The sequence below is a fragment of the Lentimicrobiaceae bacterium genome, assembly GCA_028697555.1.
Lineage (GTDB): Bacteria > Bacteroidota > Bacteroidia > Bacteroidales > UBA4417 > UBA4417.
Map to the genome: position 1 here is coordinate 1 of JAQVEX010000017.1, position 20,750 is coordinate 20,750.

The 20,750-nt window shown below is 36.0% G+C and carries 20 protein-coding genes; 17 read left to right on the forward strand and 3 right to left on the reverse strand.

All coding sequences use genetic code 11. The features are described 5' to 3' along the window. From PHP31_03850 to PHP31_03875, 6 genes are all read left to right on the forward strand, one after another. Positions 1 to 373, forward strand: a 373-nt coding sequence (locus PHP31_03850; GenBank protein MDD3738407.1) for a YraN family protein, incomplete at its 5' end; no start/stop codon positions are given. A gap of 170 nt (positions 374 to 543) precedes the next feature. Further along, positions 544 to 1,089 (forward strand): RNA polymerase sigma factor, encoded by a 546-nt coding sequence (locus tag PHP31_03855; GenBank protein ID MDD3738408.1) that lies wholly within the window; start codon positions 544 to 546, stop codon positions 1,087 to 1,089. 38 nt (positions 1,090 to 1,127) lie between these two features. Then, positions 1,128 to 1,427 carry a hypothetical protein gene (locus tag PHP31_03860; protein ID MDD3738409.1) on the forward strand — a complete coding sequence of 100 codons (300 nt, stop codon included), beginning with the start codon at positions 1,128 to 1,130 and terminating at the stop codon, positions 1,425 to 1,427. Next, the gene (locus tag PHP31_03865) at positions 1,420 to 1,968 is read left to right on the forward strand and encodes a hypothetical protein (GenBank protein MDD3738410.1); all 549 of its coding nucleotides are present in this window, start codon (positions 1,420 to 1,422) and stop codon (positions 1,966 to 1,968) included. Before PHP31_03860 ends, PHP31_03865 begins: the two co-directional genes overlap by 8 nt. 27 nt (positions 1,969 to 1,995) lie before the next feature. Continuing rightward, positions 1,996 to 2,391: a hypothetical protein gene (locus PHP31_03870; GenBank protein ID MDD3738411.1), complete on the forward strand. Its 396-nt coding sequence runs from the start codon at positions 1,996 to 1,998 to the stop codon at positions 2,389 to 2,391. 474 nt (positions 2,392 to 2,865) lie between these two features. Next, positions 2,866 to 3,792, forward strand: a complete 927-nt coding sequence (locus tag PHP31_03875; GenBank protein ID MDD3738412.1) for a bile acid:sodium symporter family protein — start codon at positions 2,866 to 2,868, stop codon at positions 3,790 to 3,792. A gap of 9 nt (positions 3,793 to 3,801) precedes the next feature. Here the strand turns inward: PHP31_03875 and PHP31_03880 are convergent, their stop codons facing one another. Continuing rightward, the gene (locus PHP31_03880) at positions 3,802 to 4,119 is read right to left on the reverse strand and encodes a cupin domain-containing protein (GenBank protein ID MDD3738413.1); all 318 of its coding nucleotides are present in this window, start codon (positions 4,117 to 4,119) and stop codon (positions 3,802 to 3,804) included. A 39-nt stretch (positions 4,120 to 4,158) separates the two neighbouring features. Further along, complete coding sequence (locus PHP31_03885; GenBank protein MDD3738414.1) at positions 4,159 to 5,487, reverse strand: MATE family efflux transporter; 1,329 nt, start codon at positions 5,485 to 5,487, stop codon at positions 4,159 to 4,161. A gap of 207 nt (positions 5,488 to 5,694) precedes the next feature. Here PHP31_03885 and PHP31_03890 point away from each other — a divergent pair, with 207 nt between their 5' ends. The 4 genes from PHP31_03890 to PHP31_03905 all read left to right on the forward strand — a co-directional run bounded on the left by PHP31_03890 (position 5,695) and on the right by PHP31_03905 (position 10,483). After that, positions 5,695 to 6,516, forward strand: a complete 822-nt coding sequence (locus PHP31_03890) for a glycosyltransferase (protein ID MDD3738415.1) — start codon at positions 5,695 to 5,697, stop codon at positions 6,514 to 6,516. A gap of 72 nt (positions 6,517 to 6,588) precedes the next feature. Then, entirely contained in the window at positions 6,589 to 7,518 is a 930-nt protein-coding gene (locus PHP31_03895) for a cation diffusion facilitator family transporter (GenBank protein MDD3738416.1), read from the forward strand. Positions 7,519 to 7,556: 38 nt separating this feature from the next. Beyond that, positions 7,557 to 8,858: a hypothetical protein gene (locus PHP31_03900; protein MDD3738417.1), complete on the forward strand. Its 1,302-nt coding sequence runs from the start codon at positions 7,557 to 7,559 to the stop codon at positions 8,856 to 8,858. 314 nt (positions 8,859 to 9,172) lie between these two features. Next, positions 9,173 to 10,483 (forward strand): T9SS type A sorting domain-containing protein, encoded by a 1,311-nt coding sequence (locus tag PHP31_03905; protein MDD3738418.1) that lies wholly within the window; start codon positions 9,173 to 9,175, stop codon positions 10,481 to 10,483. 96 nt (positions 10,484 to 10,579) lie between these two features. Here PHP31_03905 and PHP31_03910 read toward each other — a convergent pair whose 3' ends face one another. Beyond that, entirely contained in the window at positions 10,580 to 11,482 is a 903-nt protein-coding gene (locus tag PHP31_03910; protein ID MDD3738419.1) for an ATP-binding cassette domain-containing protein, read from the reverse strand. 217 nt (positions 11,483 to 11,699) lie between these two features. Here PHP31_03910 and PHP31_03915 point away from each other — a divergent pair, with 217 nt between their 5' ends. From PHP31_03915 to PHP31_03945, 7 genes are all read left to right on the forward strand, one after another. Beyond that, complete coding sequence (locus tag PHP31_03915) at positions 11,700 to 13,187, forward strand: polysaccharide biosynthesis C-terminal domain-containing protein (GenBank protein MDD3738420.1); 1,488 nt, start codon at positions 11,700 to 11,702, stop codon at positions 13,185 to 13,187. 5 nt (positions 13,188 to 13,192) lie between these two features. Next, complete coding sequence (dut, locus tag PHP31_03920) at positions 13,193 to 13,627, forward strand: dUTP diphosphatase (protein MDD3738421.1); 435 nt, start codon at positions 13,193 to 13,195, stop codon at positions 13,625 to 13,627. Positions 13,628 to 13,638: 11 nt separating this feature from the next. After that, on the forward strand, positions 13,639 to 15,375 hold the full coding sequence (locus tag PHP31_03925; GenBank protein ID MDD3738422.1) for a tetratricopeptide repeat protein: 1,737 nt from the start codon (positions 13,639 to 13,641) through the stop codon (positions 15,373 to 15,375). A 1-nt stretch (position 15,376) separates the two neighbouring features. Then, positions 15,377 to 16,168 (forward strand): DUF4292 domain-containing protein, encoded by a 792-nt coding sequence (locus tag PHP31_03930; protein MDD3738423.1) that lies wholly within the window; start codon positions 15,377 to 15,379, stop codon positions 16,166 to 16,168. A 30-nt stretch (positions 16,169 to 16,198) separates the two neighbouring features. Further along, positions 16,199 to 17,485 carry a peptidoglycan DD-metalloendopeptidase family protein gene (locus PHP31_03935; GenBank protein ID MDD3738424.1) on the forward strand — a complete coding sequence of 429 codons (1,287 nt, stop codon included), beginning with the start codon at positions 16,199 to 16,201 and terminating at the stop codon, positions 17,483 to 17,485. A gap of 178 nt (positions 17,486 to 17,663) precedes the next feature. Beyond that, on the forward strand, positions 17,664 to 19,691 hold the full coding sequence (locus tag PHP31_03940) for a LysM peptidoglycan-binding domain-containing protein (GenBank protein MDD3738425.1): 2,028 nt from the start codon (positions 17,664 to 17,666) through the stop codon (positions 19,689 to 19,691). 19 nt (positions 19,692 to 19,710) lie between these two features. Then, positions 19,711 to 20,712 (forward strand): DUF4837 family protein, encoded by a 1,002-nt coding sequence (locus PHP31_03945; GenBank protein ID MDD3738426.1) that lies wholly within the window; start codon positions 19,711 to 19,713, stop codon positions 20,710 to 20,712. Positions 20,713 to 20,750 lie beyond the last annotated feature (38 nt).

Genomic DNA, 20,750 nt, shown 5'->3' on the forward strand with positions numbered 1-20,750 from the left:
CAAGATAATGGCTAAGCATAACATACTTGGCGAAAAAGGCGAAGATATTGCCGTTGACTATTTGCAGCAGAAAGGATATTTGATTTTATTCAGAAATTGGCGATACAAGCACTACGAAATTGATATTATTGCCACCGACAAAGCCACTTTGGTTATTGTAGAAGTCAAAACCCGCTCAACATCAGCTTTTGGCGAACCGGAGTTTTTTGTAGATTTGAAAAAGCAAAATAGACTTATAGAAGCAACCGAAGCTTTTATTGAACAAACAAACTATCACGGCGAAACCCGCTTCGATGTTGTAGCAATTACGCTAAACAAGGGCTCAAAACCAACTATAAATCATATAATAGATGCGTTTATTCCGTTGGGGTGATGGGTGATGGGTGATGAGTGATGGGTGATGAGTATTTTAACTCATAACTCATAACTCATAACTCCTAAATTCTAACTTCTAACCCACCGACCACCCATCACCGACCACCATTCACCGCAATTTAATTGCTAAATTCGTAGGAAAAATTCAGTAATTTTGTCAAATAGAATATGAACGACAAAGAACTAATACAAAAAGTAGTTTCAGGCGATATGCAGGCTTTTAAACTATTGGTAGAGAGGCATCAAGAAATGGTGTTTCGCGTTGCTATTGGTTTTGTTCATTCAAAGGAGGATGCCGAAGATTTAACGCAGGACATTTTTATTAAAGTGTACGATTCGTTAAAAACTTTCAGGCAAGATTCCGAATTTTCTACTTGGTTATACCGAATAACCGTAAATTACAGTATAAACCACATCAGAAAAAATAAGAAAAACTCTCTATTGGATTCGTTGGAAACTATATTTAACAAAGTTTCGCCCGACAAAACACCGATTGAAGAAGTTGAGGAAAAAGAAAGAGATTTGAGAATAAAAAATGCAATAGACAAACTGAATCCGAGGCAGCGTACGGCATTTGTATTGAGTAATTATGAGGAACTTTCGCAAAAAGAAATAGCAACAATTATGAAAACATCCGAAGGTGCTGTTGAGCAGTTATTGCAACGAGCTAAAGCTAAATTGAGAGAAATTTTAACACCAAACGTAGGAAAATAAATATATTATTGTCTAATACATTAAACAGCAAATATAAAATGAAAGTAGATAAATACATAAACGATTTTATAGATAGGCAAAAAGATATTAAGCCTAATCCTTTTCTATCTACTAGGATAATGGCAAAAATTGAAGATAGCACATCAGCGCAACCTGTTTTTAAAAAAGCAGGCTTTTGGCAAGCGGCGGCTGTTGCCGTTAGTATAATTTCTGTCGTGATTTCGGGAGTTTTTATCGGAAACACCCTTAGTGTCGACACTCAGTACAGCAATGTTATAAACATAAATGACAGACAAATAGAAAACTTAAACCTATATCAATTCAGCGAAAATGAATAAGAAGATATTTTTTTGGACAATAGGGCTTTTAGTAATACTGAATCTGAGTGTATTGTTTACAGTTATTTACAAGAAAAATAACGCAAAGCAAGAGGAGGTTAGTATTGTTTTGAGCGAAGGTGTGCAAAATCCCTTGAACGGACGTTATTTCAGACAGTCGCTAAATTTCAGCGACGAGCAAATGGAAGCTTTTCGCGAGGCAAACTACGAATTTCAGCCTAAAGCAAGACAATTGATATGCGAAATGGATACGCTAAAAGCACGACTTTTTGACGAACTTAACAAACCCAAACCCGATTCGTTACTTACTATTCAAATTACCGAACACATTGGTAAGCATCATGCCGAGCTTAAGCAAATAACCAACACGTTTTATTTGAAGCTTAAAGCTGTTTGCACTCCCCAGCAGGCTGAGAGGTTGCAAAGCACGTTTAAGGTATTATACTACGACCAAACAATTGACTGCGAGAATGACCGTTGCAATGACAACAGAAGAAACCAAGGACGCGGATATCGTTATCAGAATAGAATAAATAATTAATTAAATAACTAATAAAACTAATAAACTATGAAAACAAGAATTTTAATTATTACAGTACTGTTATTTGCTTTTTACGGAGCAACAACAGCACAAGTTAAAAGCGAAACCGAAACCAACACAACTCAAACTGTAAAAGAGCGTCCCAATTTTGTGGATAAAGACAACAACGGCGTTTGCGATAATTTTGAGAAAGGCATGCCTAGAAATCCTAATGCTAATGGCAAGGTAGCTCTTAAAGATGGTAGCGGTAGAAAAACCGGAAAAGGAATGAAAATGAGAATGCGTAGAAATGCCAATGTAAAAAGAGATTTTGTCGATGAGAATAACAATGGTGTTTGCGATAACTTTGAAAAAGGAACACCAAGAAATCCGAAAGCAACGGGCAAGAAAGACGTTAGAAATTACAGAAATAGGAATAAATAGTGATTGGTGGTTGGTGATCGGTGATGGGTGATGAGTGGTGAGTGTTGCGGGTTACGGGTTGCGTGTTGCGTGTTGCGTGTTGCGTGTTGCGGGGTACGAGGCAATTATCAATTAACCCCGAAGTTTCGGGGTACATCGTTAATTGACACACTCATCACTCACCACCGCCAGTGGCTAAATTAAGTACAAAAAGGTGCGTAGCACCGTACAATTTATAGCATAAATTATAAATATTAGCCAAAGGTGCGTAGCACCGCACCATAATTTGTAAAGTGTGCCAGCAAACTCGTAACTCGAAACTCATTTGCTGGCGCGCTTTTGTAAAGCGTGTCAGTAAGCCGACTCCTAACTCAGAACTCCAGACTCAGAACTAGCCAACAGCTATATTGTTAAATAAACCATAAATTTTTCGTTTGTTTACCGCAATGTTGATAATGTTCTTACATTTGCACAAAAAATAAACAAACGTAGCCAATGCAAACATCTTTTATTGACATATTGATTAACGCAGTATTGGCAATAATAATGTTTGGTATTGGTCTTTCGCTTAAGGCTTCCAACTTTGTTAGTATTGCTAGAAAGCCCAAAGTTTTTTTGATAGGCATGACAATGAAGATGGTATTCTTACCCATGTTGGCATTTGCCTTATGCTTACTAACAAACTTATCTCCCGAAATAAAAGTCGGAATTGTTGTATTGTCGGTATGTCCGGGTGGTACAACTTCAAATCTGATAACGTACCTAATGGACGGAAACACCGAGCTTTCTATTGCACTAACAACGGTAAACAGTTTTTTAGCAATGATAACCATTCCGCTCATTGTAAACCTCACTCTCTTGTTCTTTTTGGGCAGTCAAACATCGCTACATTTACCACTTGCAAAAACGACTCTGCAAATATTTTACATAATAATTATTCCGGCAGGAACAGGAGTAATATTAAACAATAAATTTCCCGAATTTACATCAAAATTAAATAAGCAATATCATTTACGAACTTTACCACAAATTAAGTTTAACATACTAAAATTGATAACCACCATACTTTTAGCTGTTGTCTTTTTTATAAAGATATTTGCTAACGAAAGCTCGGGTGGAGCGGGCTTGGTAGCCAACGACTTTAAAACTATACTTCCGGTATTGATAGTCTTTAATATTGTAGGCTTGTTTGCAGGATATTTTTCCATACTTCCGTTTGGTTCAAAAAAAGATGCTATGACCGTGGGTATAGAAGTCGGGCTGATAAACACCACGCTTGCCTTTCTGATAGCAGGCACATTTTTGCAGAATGCGGAAATGCAGAAACCTGCTTTAATATACGCGTTTTTCTCGTTTTGGACTTCGCTTTTGTTTGCTTACGTGGTAAGACGTATGGCAAAAATAAGCAGCAATAAATCTTAAAATTAATTATTAATAAAACACTGCCAACCAAATGGCTTCAGGCTCTTTTGATGTACGAGCGACGCGGTGTTTCACCTCCTTTTCGATATTGATATAATCGCCGGCTTTTAAATCCACAATATTTCTGTCCGCAAATTCAATTTTAGCCTCACCCTGAAGTAAAAACACAAGTTCGTTTTCTTCCTGACAATACCAAAATCCGTTTTTGCTTGTGTGTCCGCTCGAAATAATTCGCTCTACTCGCAGCGATTTGGTTTTCAATATGTTTTCAACAAATTCGTCTTTCTTATCCCATATAGGCAAAGTGTATAAGTTTTCGGGTTTCATAAGTCTAATTTTTAGGTTCAATTCAATAATATTATCAGTCTATATTTTTTTCTTCTGCCAATTTACAAATTTCAAATACAATACAGCCCCGACTCCAAGCAGTAAAGCATATACAACTTCTGCTAACCATACAATATGAATTTCGGCAGCAATAACCTGACTGCTCACGTATATATATAGCAAATAAAATACCAAGACCACTAACTCAATGATCAAAGCCGAAGTTGTGTTTCCCGTACCCGAAACAGCATCGAAAAAGATGTACGAACCACACGCCAGAACAGTTGCTGCACACACTACATAAATCGTAGAAACAGATGCTTGCACAAGCATTGTGTCGTTGGTATAAATTGAGGCGATAACTTGCGGCAAGAAAATGCAAAGCAAAATCATTGGCAATGCAGTTAGCATACTAAGTTTTAAGGTTTTAAACAAAGTTGGCTTAATATCCGAATATCTGTTTTCTCCAATTAGTCGGCTTGTAAGCGTGTTGGCAGTCGCACTGTAAGCAAAAACAGGTATCAGTAGCAGCATATTAACACTACGTACAATGCTAGAAATAGCAATAGGAAGTTCGCCCATGCTCTCTATCATAACGAAAAACGCAAACCAAGTTCCGAAAGAAAACAACCGTTGCAGCATGGTAGGAAACGAAACCCTTAATATGGATTTCATCAGCTTGCTTTTTAAAGCCTTAAACCTGTACATGGCATATTCTTTTACAGGCAATTTTATCAAGGTATAAATAGTAAAGAAAATAAGTGCCGATGCTTCTGCACAAACCGAAGCTATAGCTGCACCGGATATGCCCATTTTTGGGAAGCCAAAATTGCCGAATATCAAAACGTAATCTAAAAAGATATTTACGACTGCCATTGTAAGCGTTGTAAATGTAATGATTTTAGTGTTCGATAAGCCAACATACAAAGCTCTGTACAAAAAGTTAAAGCAAACTATCAAAATGCCGTAGTGCCTATATTTCATAAAGTCCATTGCCAAATGGTATATAGGATCCGATTTAATTATCGTATCCAATAAACTTACAGTAGAAAAACGTAGCAGTAAAAATAAAACCGTGGCAAGCATTGAGACAAAAAGCAAACCGTGGTCGAAAACTACACCAATTTCGCCGTATCTCTTCTCACCGAATCTTCTTGAAATAATAATCTGAACACCGACGGCAAAACCCCAAGCCAAGGTTGTGAAAACGTAGTAATAAATTCCGGCAATCATTGAAGCGCCAAGCTCCAACATACCAACGTGTCCTAAAAAAGACGTGTTAATCAAGGTTATCAGCGTTTGAGCCAAATTCCCGAAAATAATGGGGTAGGCTATACGCCATATTTCTTTATTTGTTACTTGTGGCATAAAATTAAAATGCAAAAGTAAAATTTATTCTAATTGTTTTTATCGGTTGCAAAGCCGATTTTGTATGATTTATTAAGATGATAAAACCGCGATGAATTTAAGATTAACAAAATCAAAACGGTACAATTTATAGCCACGTCATATTATTAAAATATTAATTTTGGGAATTATTTGTGTAACACGACTAATTTGTAACATCTAAAAATTATGCTAACTGTAATAGTTTCGTACTATAAAGCGATAGACAACCTTAAATTAATACTAAAAGCACTTAATTTGCAAAGCTGTAAAGACTTTGAAGTTATAATTTCGGAAGACGATTTCAACGAAGAAACTATCAATTTTATATCGCAAAATAGGAGCAATTGCAATTTTCCTATTGTCCATGTTTATCAAGATTTTGACAAAGGTTTTAGGAAAAACGAAATGCTGAATAAATCGGTAATAAAGGCTAAAAACGAAAAAATTGCTTTTATAGACGGCGATTGCATTCCGCACAAACATTTTGTAAAAAGTTATATCAAGCATATTGAACCCAACTCTATTTGCGAAGGTAGAGCCGTAATGTTAGACGAAAAAACCACAAAATACACTTTGGAAAATCAGACCTTAAAACGACTCAATTTTAAAAGTCTTATGTGCACGAGTTCTAAAGCCGTAAAGGAAGGAATATATTTCCCGTGCTTTCCCCTTACAATTGCCAAAGGCGGACGCGGAATTGTCGGTAGAAATTGGGGTGTTACCAAAAGCTCGTTGCTCGCAGTAAACGGTTTCGATATGGATTATGTTCATGCCGGCGTAGGCGAAGACGTTGATATTGAGTGGCGATTGAAAAAGAACGGTGCAAAGACAATATCGGTGAAGAACAAGGCAATTGTTTATCATCTGTTTCATAAAAAAGTATATTCCGAAGATAATGTCGCCAACAACTACAAACTTATGGCTCAAAAGCAAGAAAGCAATAAAATATTTTGTGTCAACGGAATAAATAAGGTAGATTTTGAAGAAAAACAACGAAAAAATACCTAATTGTAGTGATATTAAAATTTTTGAGTAGTTAGTATCTTTGCTGACTTAAAATTAGCAGTAAAAAGACAAATTATGGCTCATCATCACGAACATCATTCCCAAATTCTCGGGACAGGTCATCACCAGCACAAGGAAATGAGTAGCGCCAAGCTATTGTGGGTAACTGTATTAAACTTTTCCATTACAGTTGTGCAGGTTATTGGCGGATTAATTTCCAATAGCTTGTCATTACTTTCCGATGCTTTGCATAATTTGGGAGATACTTCGGCAATTTTTATAGCTTTTTTAGCTGGAAAACGAAGCCAGAAGTCAGCAGACGAAAAAAACACCTTCGGATACAAACGTGTTGAAATATTGGCGGCTCTTTTCAATGCCGTTGTGCTAATCGTTATTTGTGTTTTCCTGTTTTTCGAAGCGTATAAGCGTCTTATCAATCCTGAGCCTATAAAAGGAGCTATAATGCTTATAGTTGCTACGTTCGGACTTTTAGCAAATGTGATTTCAGTATTGGTTCTTCAAAAAGATAAAAACCACAACTTGAATGTCAAAGCTGCGTATCTTCACCTTATGGGCGATACGCTCTCGTCGGTAGCAGTAATAATAGGCGGAATTGCAATTTGGTTGTGGAATATAACATGGATTGACCCGTTGATTACCGTTTTGGTTGGTGTTTATATAATTTATCACACATGGGGAGTTGTAAAAGAAACGATAGATATTTTAATGCAGGCAACTCCGCACAACATAAATATTGCCGAAATAAAAAAAGCGGTAGAAAGTATTGATGATGTCGAAGATATTCATCATGTTCATGTTTGGAAACTCAACGATGAACAAATACACCTTGAAGCGCATATCAATCTGAAAAACAATGTAGATATGGTTAGCATGATGAAAATTAAGCAAGAAATTGAAGAAATTATACGAGACAATTTCGGCATAAATCATATTACCTTACAAATTGGTTACAATTGTTGCATAAACGGAGAAATATCACATTAAGAACTAAAAAATTGCATAATATTTTAAAAATATAAAGTATGAAACAAAAATTTAAACTTAAAATTTCAGTACTATCAATCGCTCTATTATTCTGTTCAGTAAGAGTATTGGCACAACATGTTGAACACGGAGGCAAGCATGTCGATGATATTGCAAATGAAGAACATCACCACGACCATGACCACTCGTCGCCAATACACTCACACGACGATTTTAACAAGTATTTTCTTGCGGTTCACGGCATTACGCTTTTTAATGCAACCAATGTTTTAAACGACCGCTTTGAAAACCCTGATGGAGCAACTAAGCAATGGAATGCAACAGCATCGCTACCTTTGTTTGCTACGGCTTTCGGTTTCGGCATTACCGATAAAACCAAAATTTTTGCAAAAATTGAGTTCGAACATGGTGGAATTGGTGGACATCAGCATGCTGGCGAACACGGACACGAAGCTCACGTTGGATTGGAAAAGAGCGGAGCTGTTGTACTTGAACGAGTTTATTTGTTGCATAAATTTTCAGAGAATTTTAATCTCAGAGTTGGAAAATTGGCTATGCCAATAGGACAAATGTATTTGGCTCACGAGCCGATTACGTACAGAGCAACATTACAAGGCAGAGCCGACGGAAATATTATACCACACGAATGGCAAGAAATAGGTTTTTCGTTGTTCGGAGATATCACGCCGGCGTGGAGTTACCAATTATATTGCGTTACAGGACTTGATGCCGATTATTTCTCGCAAGAAAACTTTGTTTCGGAAGGAAAACAATCTCGATTTGAAAGAAATTTTTATAGCACGCCTGCATTTGTTGGCAGAATCGATTATAAAGGAATTGATAATTTGAATATAGGTCTGACCGGCTACTACGGAAACACCGATTTAAATTCGCAAGACCAAACCCAAGCACGCAGAAATATCAGTGTTACCCTTGCCGAGCTTAGTGTTGTGTATAAAACCAATAAATTACACGCCGTTAGCAACGTTATTTTAGGAAATGCTACAAACACCGAAAAATTAGACGCACCTATTGCTCAACAAGCTATGGCTGCAACTGTTGAATTGGGTTACAATCTAAATAGTAAAAATCCGATCAATGGTTTATGGCTTTTCGGACGAGTTGATTACAGCAATCCAATATATAAAATGCCAAACGGTATAGTCGGCGATGTTTGTGCCAAAGAAACATCAATTACAGGCGGTATCAATTACTTTTTAAACTCTTCGGTAGCTATAAAAGCCGAATATTTTCATCGCTTAGTAGGAAACGAAAACATCAACAACGAGCAAGGCGTTTCTGTGGGAGCTGTGTTTAGTTTTGTACCGGTGAATAAGTGATTGGTGGTAAGTGGTGAGTGAATGGTGCGAGGCAATTAACAATTAGTAATGTACAATTAACAATTTTTGGTTATTGATTATTGGCTAGACTTAGCCAAAAGCTAAGAGCCAACGGCTAATAGCTAATGGCTCAGAGTTAAAATCTTAATGCCTCTTAATGCCTTAATGGTTCAAATAAGAAAAAACACAAAAACGTGTAAACAAGGAGGTTAAGTGGTAGTATATTGTTCTTGAAAATAAAAATAAAATCAAGGAAGGTTTGCTAATTTATAAAATAATATTACCTTTATCAAAACATTAAAAAACACGCAATTATGAAAAAATTACTTGTTGTATTATTAATACAAATATTAGCAATCAACGCTACAAAAGCGTACATTTATTGGGAAATGATATCTTTTCCCGATACACTGTTTGCCGAAGATATTCTCATAAACGACAAAGGATATTATTTTGTTATAGGGCATTCGCATGATGATCGCAACCCCAAATACAATGGCATTTATCTATCTACCGACAAAGGCGCAACCTGGGAATATGTTTTGCAAACTAATTTAAGCCGAATTCATTCAATATCTATTAACGATAAGCAAGAGGTTTTTGCAGCAATGGAACATTATCCGTACTTCTGGAAGTCTGATACGTCTGGAAGGCATTGGGAGCAGTTAATTATTCTCAATGACTCTACAAGAAATAGTTTTTCCACTTATATTGATTGCTTGGGTGGTGATTCTTTACTTATAGGCATTGGTTTTGACGAAGATGTTGCATTACTAAAAGCCCGAAAAGATGATTATAGTATTGACTATATTGCTGATACTCTATTACATTTTAAAGAAGGTGTCGATCCATGGATTACCAAAATACAATGTGTTGTTTCGGATGTTACTCATAACACAATGTTTTTTTCTTACGGAAGTATGCTCTATAGTAGTTTATACCAGAGCAGAGATAATGGTTTGACATGGACGGAAATTGAAATAGAAAATTCACGTGTTGGCGATGTTGCAATAAACTCACAAGGAGACGCTTTTATTGGTCTTTACAAAACTTTTCATCCGAATTTACCATTTGGCTTATATGCCTTGTATAAAGATGTAGATACCCTAACATTTTGCGGACCTGAAACAAGCGCAAATAGAATTGTAATTGATACAAATGATAATATAATTTTCTCTACTTACAGATTACCGAATTTATTATTTTATTCATTGGATAATGGTTATACAACCGATACCCTTTGTGAGTTGTTTCAAAATGTAGGGAAATTTCGACGAGATAAAGATAATAATCTATTTATTGTTGACCTTATATTCTACGGCATATTACACAAGACTGCTTCCCCAATAGTGTTTTCAGAACTTAGCAACGATAAGCTATCAAAATTGAACATACACCCCAATCCTGCCGTACATAACATTAATGTTGAAATACCCCAAAACATGATTTTACCTAAATTAGAGTTGACATTAATGGATATACACGGTAAAATAATTATCAAGCGCAAAATAGCTGCTCATAATGGCTTTGCAAATATTGATGTATCTGACTTGGTAAGCGGAACATATACGCTTATTGTTTCAGATAATATAAAATTGTACGAATCGAAATTTATTAAGTTGTAAATTAAATTCAGCATGAGCAAGGAGTTACGTGTCGTGTGATACGGCTATAAGCTAGGTTTAGCTAACGGCTAACAGCCAACAGCCAACAGCCAACAGCTACTTTGTAAGCTTATGAAAAATATCTTCCAACTTATCGGTTTCGTAATTCAACGATTGAATTAGTATTCCTTTCTTCACAGCAAAGCTATTAATATCTTTTCTGATATCGATATTATCTTTGGAAGTAATTTTAAAGGTTTTGTCGGCAATTTCAAATATGTTGTCAATGTTTGGTATGTTCATCAGCTCATCTTTAAGAACTTTTTCCGAAAACTCAACGACAAGAGTTTTTGTTTGCTGAACTCCGCCAACTTCGTCAATTTTTTTATCGGCAACAATATTTCCGTTGTTGATGATAATAAACCTACTACACACAGCTTCAATCTCCTGCATAATATGCGACGACAACATAACCGTCTTTTCTTTTCCTATCTCGCTTATCAGTCTGCGAATTTCAATAAGTTGGTTAGGATCCAATCCTGATGTGGGCTCATCCAAAATCAGCACTTCGGGGTCGTGCATCAACGCTTGTGCAAGTCCAACCCTTTGTCGGAAACCCTTAGAAAGCATACCGATTTTCTTTCTGATTTCGGGAGACAATCCGGTTATTTCTATAATATTTTCAATGGTTTGTTTTTTGTTTTTAATTTTATGCACATTTGCGATAAATTCCAAGTACTCTCTAATGTACATATCGTGGTATAGGGGATTGGTTTCGGGTAGATAACCGATAATAGATTTAATCTTATCGCTGTCTTCGTAAATATTGTTTCCGCATACAAAAGCTTCGCCGGAAGTAGGAGGTATATAGCAAGTTAAAATCTTCATCAACGTTGACTTGCCGGCCCCATTCGGACCCAAAAGACCAACTATTTCGCCTTTTTCTATATTTATTGATACATTATTGAGAACAGTCTGTTCGCCGTACTTTTTTGTAATATTTTTCGTTACTATCGACATAATTTGCACAAATTAAAATGCAAACTTACAAAAAAAACATTAAGCCAAATTGTTAAACTTTGTTGATGAGTTTATAAGCCACGTTGATATTGATTTCTAAGCAATTAAAAACAAAATCATATTTTACAGATGTTTGATTTTTGTTTTCGTTGTTTTTGTATTTTAGCAAACTGCAAATAGCAATTATAAAGAGTTATTATAATTTCATTTCTTAACTGTGGGTGCAATAAAAAAACTACTCGGACAAACAGCAATATATGGGCTAAGCTCTATAGTTGCACGTGTAATCAACTTTTTTTTCGTTCCTTTATACTCGCGTGTACTACCCACTGGTAACTACGGTTATGCAACTGAAATATTGTCTTACATAGCCCTATTACAAGTTGTTTTGGTAATGGGCATGGAAACCGGTTTTTTCAGGTTTGCCAATAATCATAAAGACCAATCGCAGAAAATATTTTCAACAGCTTTTATTTCTTTGTTTTTTTCGGCGACTTCGTTTTTGCTCATAGTATTGCTTTTGTTAAATCCCATAAGCGGTTTTACAGGTTATCCTAAGGCGTACGTGGTTTTAGCAGCCGGTATTTTAGCAATGGATACAATTACGGCATTGCTGTTTGCCGAACTCCGATATTTGGAAAAAGCGTGGAAGTTTGCAATTTTTAAAAGCATAAAAATAATATTTGAAGTAGCAAGCAATTTAGTGCTGTTCTTCATGCTGCCAAAGTATTTCGTTTCTCACCCGAATTCAATTTTATTAAAAATAATTCCACCCGTACCCGACTACGGTTATATTTTGTTGGCAATATTTTCGTCCTGCGTTGTGGCGGTAATATTGTTTATACCGAGAATATTAAAAATCAAATTTATTTTTTCTCGTACAATGTTCGTGAGGTTGGCAAAATACTCAATCCCGTTGATGTTGGCAGGATTGCCTGGCGTGGCAAACGATTTTATAAGCCGAATATTCTTCCGATTTTTTGCACCTACTCATATTCCTTGGCAGGAACAACTTGGTATTTTCGGAGCTAACTTAAAATTAGCCGTTATTATGGTGTTGTTTCAACAAATGTTTAAATACGCTGCCGAACCCTTTTATTTTTCGTACGGAGAAAACACAAAAAACCGCACCATTTACGCCGATGTTATGAAGTACTACGTGATTTTTTGCTTGCTGATATTTTTAGTAGTAGCAATGTTTGCAGATGTATTCGTGCTGTTTTTGGGCAGAAACTACCGAAGCGGAGTCGATATCCTGCCTATCATGCTTATTGCAAATATGTTTATCGGAGTTATTTTCAATCTTTCTATGTGGTACAAACTTACCGACAGAACAAAATATGCACTCAATATTACCGTTATAGGATTGATAGTTAATGTGATTTTTAATATAATATTTATGCCTAAATACGGTTACATGGCAGCAGCTTGGGGATTTTTGGTCAGTTACCTTAGCATGACTGTGTACAGCTATGCTCTCGGACAAAAATATTTTAAAATACCCTACGATGTAAAAACAATTACAATATATATAGTTTTTGCAGTTTTGTTGTATCTTGTAAGTACTTTGTTTGCCGATTACAGAGCAATATTGCGGTACGGTATAAATATTGTACTTATTGCTGCGTATGTTATTGTTGTTATGTACAAAGAAAAAATCACCTTTAAGCAAATACTTAGTGTAATTAAAATATCAAAAAAATAGCATTTATGAGAATTAAAATAGTAAATCATTCGCCATTTCCCGAGCCGCAGTACGCAACCGAGCTGTCAGCCGGTATGGATTTAAGAGCAAATATAACCAACGAAATTGTACTAAAACCGTTGAAACGAGAGTTAGTGTCAACAGGTTTACATATTGAATTACCTGCGGGAACCGAAGCACAAATCAGACCGAGGAGCGGCTTGGCTGCAAAGTTTGGTGTTACGGTCGCTAACGCTCCAGGAACCATCGACCCCGACTACAGAGGCGAGGTTAAAGTTATTTTGATAAACCTATCGGAAGATGATTTTGTAATTAAACCCGGCGATAGAATTGCTCAAATGGTAATTGCAAAATACGAACATATAAGTTGGGAAAAAGTCGATAAATTAGACGAAACGGAAAGAGGTGAAGGTGGTTTCGGACACACCGGAAATAAATAAGAGATATTACTATGACTAAAATTAAATATTTACTGTGCTGTCTGCTGATCATTGCTATTGCTTCAAACGATGTAATGGCACAAAAAAAACGAGGCAGAGCGCGAAAAAACGATAAAAACAATTCGCAAAACATCGATACTAATGTTACCGATACATTTATCGATGCTATAAGCTTTTACAACAGAGGCGAGAATCATAAAGCGATAGAAAAAATAAACAAATGCTTGGATATCAACAAAAAGCATGCGCCTTCATATTTTTTGCTTTCCAAAATATATTTAAACCTATCCGATGTTACTTCGGCTGAAGCTAATATTAAAAAAGCCATAGAATTATCGCCCGAAAACAAATGGTATAAGGTCTATTTGTTGGAGTTTTATCGCAATAATCAAGACAAAGACGGTTTTTTAGAAGCTGCAAAAAATTTGGTAAAAGAGTTTCCCGACGATGTCGCTTATAAATACGACCTTGCTGCGGCTTACGTTATTAACGGAGATTTTAAAAGAGCAGTCTCATTGTACGACCAAATTGAAGATGCAATAGGCGTAAATGAAGTGCTTTCCAAGCAAAAATACTCTATATATTTGTTGTCAAATCAAATAGACAAGGCAATCAACGAGTTGGAAAAATTAATAGAAGCTCAGCCCGAAAGTGCTGTACGCAATTATTCTATTATTGCAGAAATGCTTATGAGTAAAAAGCAGCCCGACGAAGCCGCTAAATACTATCTTAAAATAACCGAAATTGCTCCCGACGACCCGTATATCCACATTTCCTTAGCCGATTATTACAGGAGCAAAGGCGAAATAGACAAGTTTTTTTCGGAATTGGAAAAAGGTTTTGCAAACAAAAATCTTAAATACGAAACCAAAATAGATGTGCTTTTCTCGTTTGTTAACGACGAAAATGTGATTACAAATAGAGAAGGAGATATTTTAAAATTGGCAGAAACGCTTGTAAGTGTGCATCCTGACGAGTTTCATGCCAATGTTATGTATGCCGATTTTTTGTTTATGGGAAAAGAATATCAGAAAGCTCAAATTCATTACAAAAAAACCATCAGTATTGATAGCGGCAAGTACGTGGTTTGGGAAAATTTGATGCGTGTCGATTTATTACTATCCGATATGGAAGCCTTGCAAAACCATAGCAAGCGTGCTATTGCTCTTTTTCCTATGCATACAATGCCTTATTTGATGGGAGGTATAGCAAGTATAGATACCAAAAATTACGAGCAAGCTATAGATCATCTAAAAAAAGGATTGAATTTTATTATTGATGACGAACAATTAGAAACGCAGTATTATAGAATGTTGGCAGAAGCGTACCATAACACTTCAAATTACGAGCAATCCGACCAATACTTTGAAAAAGCACTCAAAATAAACCCCGACGATTCGCACACGCTGAATAATTATGCTTATTATTTGTCGTTGCGCAACACTCGCTTAGACGAAGCCTTAGAAATGTCGAGAAAATCTTTAGAAATTGATGCTGAAAATTCGGCTAATTTAGATACTTACGGTTGGATTTTATACATGCAAGGAAAATATTCCGAAGCGCTAGAATGGATAAGCAAAGCAGTTGATATTTCTAAAAAAGCTTCCCCCGTTATTTTAGAACATTTGGGAGATGTTTATTACAAACTTAACGACAAAGAAAATGCACTCAAAAATTGGAAGGAAGCACTTGAACTTGAGCCCAACAACGAAGAATTAAATAATAAAATTAACGGAATAGATAAATAATATGAAAAACAAGCTGTTTTTGCTTATTATTCTTCTTGTTTTTGTTGCAAGTTGCTCTGTTAGTAAAAAGACTATTAAAGAGCCTATTGTCGACATCAGTAAAGATATGTTGGTTAGCAAAATTGAGCACAACAAGTTGGATTTCAACCGTTTTAAAGCAAAATTTGAAGCCGACATCAAAATCAATGGTCGAGCTAATTCGGTTTCGGGAAACATAAAACTTGCTAACGACAGTTTAATTTGGGTCTCGGTTAAGCCAATCTTCGGAATAGAACTATACAGGTTTTTGCTAACAGCCGATTCGGCATGGCTTATAGATAGGTTCGATAGGTCATATTATAGTTTCTCAAATAATGAAATTTCTTATCTGACAAGTCTGCCAACCGATATAGAAACATTGCAAAGTCTGTTACTCGGCGATATGGCTGATTTCAACATTACCTACAACTCATTTTCGGTAAAAAATAAAAAATCTTATTTGTTGTACGGAAAAACTACGAATTACAACCAATACGCAAGCAACCTATTAGGCAGCGATTACGATTGCGTTTTTGAGATAGATGCCGATAATTTTAAACCGACATCGCTTAGTATGAGCAATGACGCATCGTCTATAGATATTTATAACTCCGACTTCACTGCAATTGGCAATAAAACATTACCAAAAAAAATATTCATCAAAAGTAAATCCAAAAGCGATGAAGTAATAATCGACATAAAATATAGTAATATTGAATTTAACGATGAAGAAAAAATTTCGTTCATTATTCCTTCATCTTATCAAAAGAAATAAATATTTAATACCTTTGCTTGATTAATGATAATGAACCTAAATAATAACAAATTTTCAGTTGCGACCTTTTGGGTTGCCGTGTTATTATTTACGTTTTTAAGTTCCACACTTCAAGCTCAAAGCAAACAAGATTTGCAAGCGAGGAAGTCGCAATTGGAAAAAGATATTTCCAAGACGAATAAAGAACTTGAAGAGACCAAAAAGAGCAAGTCGGCGAATTTAAAGCAATTGGTATTAATAAAACGAAAGATAAAAAAGCGTGAGGAACTTTTAGAAACCTTAGATACTGAGATAAACTCAATGGAGCGACAAATTGCACATCTCAGCGATACAATATCAAAAATAGATAGGGAACTTAAAGACTTGAAATCGGAGTATTCGAAAATAATTGTATCAACGTATCGCAATAGGAGTGCTTCAAACAGATTGATGTTTGTTTTTGCTTCAAAAAGTTTTAATCAGGCTTTTAAGCGACTTAAGTATTTGGAGGAGTATACAATTTACCGAAAGGAGCAATTAAACGCTATTGTTGCTAGTCAAAATATGTTGGCAAGCAAAAAGATAGAGTTGGAAAACAATCGTTCGTCGAAACTTACTTTAAAGGAAAAAGGTAATGTTGAAAGGATGAAATTGGCTCAAGAGCAGGAGGAAAAAGACCAACAAGCTAAAAAGTTGACCAAAAAAGAGAAGGAGCTTTTAGCCAAATTAGAAAAAAATCAGAAGGCAGTGCGCACTCTTCAAAAATCTATAGAAGCTATTGTAGCTGAAGAAATACGAAGAGCCAATGAAGAAAAAGCTCGTATGGCTGCAGCTGGCAAACCTGTCGATGCGGGTGCAACTAAGCCGGCAACTGCCGGTGTTAGTGCCAATTCAATGTCGATAACAGCCGAAGATATTGCGCTTAGCGGAAGTTTTGCAAGCAATAAAGGTAGGTTGCCTTCGCCACTTGATAGATGTTCAATTCTGATGAACTACGGCGAGCATCCGCACCCCGATTTTCAAGGCATTGTTGTGAAAAATAACGGAATAGACTTTTTATCAGTACCCAACGCCGATGTTAAGGCTGTTTTTGAGGGGACTGTATCTAGCGTTATTTTTATCGCCGACTTAAATTATGTTGTTATTATCAGGCACGGAAATTATTTATCGGTGTACTCAAACCTTAAACAGGCTTACGTTAAAAAAGGCGATAAAGTATCTATACGTCAGACAATCGGCGTTGCGGCAAATGAGGAAAACAACGCCAATAGTAAGTTGCATTTCGAGTTGTGGCACGGAAATAATGTCAATGACCCTGCAACATGGCTCAATATCTGACAATTACAAACGTTATTAACAATGCATTGTGGAATAAATAAATTAAAACAAATAAATTATACTTGTAAAATAATTAATTTTACCCAATCGTTAGTATTATGCTCATTGGTTTCGTAGGGAAACGATTTTATACTTTATGTAAATTACTTTGTAAATCTTGTAAAACTGTTGAAAATAAATGATGAAAATTAAAAGTTATCAATTTGTAGTAATCTTGTTAGTGCTTTTAGGGTGTAGTTTTGTAACACCTGCTCAAAATGTTAGTCCAATTTATCCCGATACATCGGCTAACACCTATTCACAACTGATTTTTCAGGAAGACGACCTAATAATTGCTGCAATGGATAGCTTGTATGCTTCAAAGTTTTTCGAGCAACAAAAGAATAAGTATCAAGTACAAATTGAAAACAAATACGGCTTTTTGCCCGGACAAATTCCGCAATACCACGATTCGATTTATTATTACCGTATGCAAAAGCTGAACAATTCATCACCGATGAATTTGGTTTACAATTCAACAGTAAGGCAGTTTATAGATTTATACACACAAAAGAAAAGAGGAACAACCGCCAGAGTTCTGGGTTTGGCACACTACTATTTTCCCATCTTTGAGCAAATGCTTGACAAATACGACTTGCCTTTGGAGTTAAAATATTTAGCCATAGTTGAGTCGGCTTTAAATCCTGTTGCTAAATCTCGTGCCGGTGCAGGTGGTTTGTGGCAATTTATGTACAATACGGGTAAAATATATGGATTGAAACTTACATCTTTTGTCGACGACAGAAACGACCCGTACAAAGCTACAAAAGCAGCTTGCATGCATTTCATCGATTTGTATAACATATACAACGATTGGGATTTGGTTTTGGCAGCTTACAACTCAGGAGCAGGCAATGTTAATAAGGCAATCAGACGTTCGGGTGGTAAAAAAACTTTTTGGGAAATTAGAGATTATTTGCCACGTGAAACGCGCAACTACGTACCGGCTTTTATTGCAGTCAACTACGCAATGGCGTATTCGCAAGAGCATAACATTTACCCCCAAATGCCAAAATTGATTTATTCCGAAGTAGATACTGTTGTTGTAAATTTCCCTTTGTCCTTCGATTTACTTTCGCAACAGCTTGATATCAGCAATGCAGACCTGCAATTCCTTAATCCAACATATCGAAAGGATTTTATACCGGCATCCGAAAGCACTCCGTACACATTGGTGTTGCCTGTTGGTAAGTTAGGCGATTTTATTACCAATGAAAATAATTTCTTGGCTTGCAGTCAGCAACTTAATTATCAGCAATACGCACAATACAATCAGGTTGAAATGCGTAGTGTTGACGAAAGAATAACTCATAAAGTAAAAAAGGGTGAAAACCTATCGATTATTGCAAATAAATACAAATGCTCGGTATCTAACTTAAAAAAATGGAACAATTTAAGAAGCAATACAATTAGGATAGGTCAGCGTTTGGTAGTGAATCGCCGAGTACAAAGGGAAGTGCCTGTTCCTCCAACGCCGGTACCATCGCAATTTTTAGTTAAAAATGAAGAAGTCGCAACCGAGACAAGTAGCATAAATCAGGAGCTAGCAGAATGTTCTGACAATGCTCAGGAAGTTGACACCACTGATATAAATATTACCGATGAATTTGCATCCGATTCTGAAATTGTTGAAAATACAAATAATGAAAATATTGAGAGTGAAGAGACTGAGGTTGTAGATAATACAGATGCTGAAATTGCTGAGAATTCAGGAACTGAAGTTGTCGTGAATACTGAAACTGAAACTGTGGAAGAAGAAAATGTCAATCAGCAAGTCGTTGAGTATGAGCATATAACTCAAGCGATAGAAGGTAAATTCCATAAAGTTAAAAAAGGAGAAACCTTGAGTCTGATAGCTAAAAAGTATAATATTTCGGTCAGCAACATTAAATATTGGAATTCTTTGAGCAGTAACAAAATATATGTTGGTCAGCGATTACGCGTAAATCCGCTTTCGCAAGTAGCTAAAGTTGCCAAGACTTCAGACGGATCACAAACTAATGACACTAAACTTATTTTTTACAGTGTAAAACCTGGCGATACAATTTGGAGCATAGCTAAGCAATACAGCGGTATTTCAGTCGAAGACATTAAAAACTGGAACGATTTACCCAACTCATCTATACAGGTAGGTCAAAAACTTAAAATAATACTTCCCAATACATAAACCATAAACAAATAATATTATGAAAGGATTTAAAATTATTTTGGCAGTAGTTGTAGCATCATTGCTATTTTCGTGTAAAAGCGATCCCAAGGCAATTTCTTCCAAAGGTAAAGCATACGAAATAGTTGTAGTAGCTGACGTTGATATTTATAAGGATTACTATTACGACGTATTGAACCGCGAACTTAGAGTTGAAATCGCAGGTTTGCCGCAGGCGGAGCCTGAATTTACACTTGTCAATCTCAACGAAACATCTTTCGATAAAATGTCAAAGGCTCATCACAATGTACTCATTATCAAAAAAGATGAAACAGTTGACAAAACTGTTGTAAAAACTCGCGACGATGTGTGGGCATTTCCGCAAAGAGTTATCTATATTACCGTTCCCGACAACGAAAATTTCGACGAGCATTTTACCACTTTTGCTCCTAAAGTTCGTGAATTATTTAGAGAAGGTGAAATTATTCGTTCGCAAAAACTTATTGAAAAAGACCTTAATCCGGCAATCGGAAAGCGCATTGCCGATAGCTTAGGAGTTGCTTTAAAGTTTTCTAACGATTATAGTATTGGAATTTTGAACAAAGAATTTTCGTGGGTAAGAATAGAAACTAGCGCCAGTAGTTTAGGCGTTTTAGTATATGTGCAGCCATATACCGATACTTCGCAGTTGAATTACGGCAAAATACTCGACTATCGTGATGAAATCACAAAACAATATATCCCTGGAGCCATAGACGGATCATATATGATGATTGACCGACACAACATCAAGCCGATACAAAGTCAGTTGTATATCAATAATTATTATGCAATTGAAACCAAAGGTTTGTGGGTAACGTATGGCGACTTCATGGGCGGACCATTTGTGAATTACACGCTGATAGATACTGTTAACAATAGAATTGTCAACATAGACGGATTTGTTTATAACCCGAGTGGCGACAAAAGAAATTATCTCAGAAGTCTTGAAGCAGTAGCAAAAACTGTCAGCTTCACAAAACTTGAACCGAAAAGCGAGTAAACACTCGATTAATGCCAAGCTTTTTACAAAATTGAGTA

Coding starts and splice junctions, on each gene's coding strand:
- PHP31_03870 (MDD3738411.1), top strand. CDS start 1,996: ATGAAAACAAGAATTTTAATTATTACAGTACTGTTATTTGCTTTTTAC.
- PHP31_03910 (MDD3738419.1), bottom strand. CDS start 11,482: ATGTCGATAGTAACGAAAAATATTACAAAAAAGTACGGCGAACAGACT.
- PHP31_03875 (MDD3738412.1), top strand. CDS start 2,866: ATGCAAACATCTTTTATTGACATATTGATTAACGCAGTATTGGCAATA.
- PHP31_03880 (MDD3738413.1), bottom strand. CDS start 4,119: ATGAAACCCGAAAACTTATACACTTTGCCTATATGGGATAAGAAAGAC.
- PHP31_03925 (MDD3738422.1), top strand. CDS start 13,639: ATGACTAAAATTAAATATTTACTGTGCTGTCTGCTGATCATTGCTATT.
- PHP31_03895 (MDD3738416.1), top strand. CDS start 6,589: ATGGCTCATCATCACGAACATCATTCCCAAATTCTCGGGACAGGTCAT.
- PHP31_03930 (MDD3738423.1), top strand. CDS start 15,377: ATGAAAAACAAGCTGTTTTTGCTTATTATTCTTCTTGTTTTTGTTGCA.
- PHP31_03940 (MDD3738425.1), top strand. CDS start 17,664: ATGATGAAAATTAAAAGTTATCAATTTGTAGTAATCTTGTTAGTGCTT.
- PHP31_03905 (MDD3738418.1), top strand. CDS start 9,173: ATGAAAAAATTACTTGTTGTATTATTAATACAAATATTAGCAATCAAC.
- PHP31_03935 (MDD3738424.1), top strand. CDS start 16,199: ATGAACCTAAATAATAACAAATTTTCAGTTGCGACCTTTTGGGTTGCC.
- PHP31_03885 (MDD3738414.1), bottom strand. CDS start 5,487: ATGCCACAAGTAACAAATAAAGAAATATGGCGTATAGCCTACCCCATT.
- PHP31_03855 (MDD3738408.1), top strand. CDS start 544: ATGAACGACAAAGAACTAATACAAAAAGTAGTTTCAGGCGATATGCAG.
- dut (MDD3738421.1), top strand. CDS start 13,193: ATGAGAATTAAAATAGTAAATCATTCGCCATTTCCCGAGCCGCAGTAC.
- PHP31_03860 (MDD3738409.1), top strand. CDS start 1,128: ATGAAAGTAGATAAATACATAAACGATTTTATAGATAGGCAAAAAGAT.
- PHP31_03900 (MDD3738417.1), top strand. CDS start 7,557: ATGAAACAAAAATTTAAACTTAAAATTTCAGTACTATCAATCGCTCTA.
- PHP31_03945 (MDD3738426.1), top strand. CDS start 19,711: ATGAAAGGATTTAAAATTATTTTGGCAGTAGTTGTAGCATCATTGCTA.
- PHP31_03890 (MDD3738415.1), top strand. CDS start 5,695: ATGCTAACTGTAATAGTTTCGTACTATAAAGCGATAGACAACCTTAAA.
- PHP31_03865 (MDD3738410.1), top strand. CDS start 1,420: ATGAATAAGAAGATATTTTTTTGGACAATAGGGCTTTTAGTAATACTG.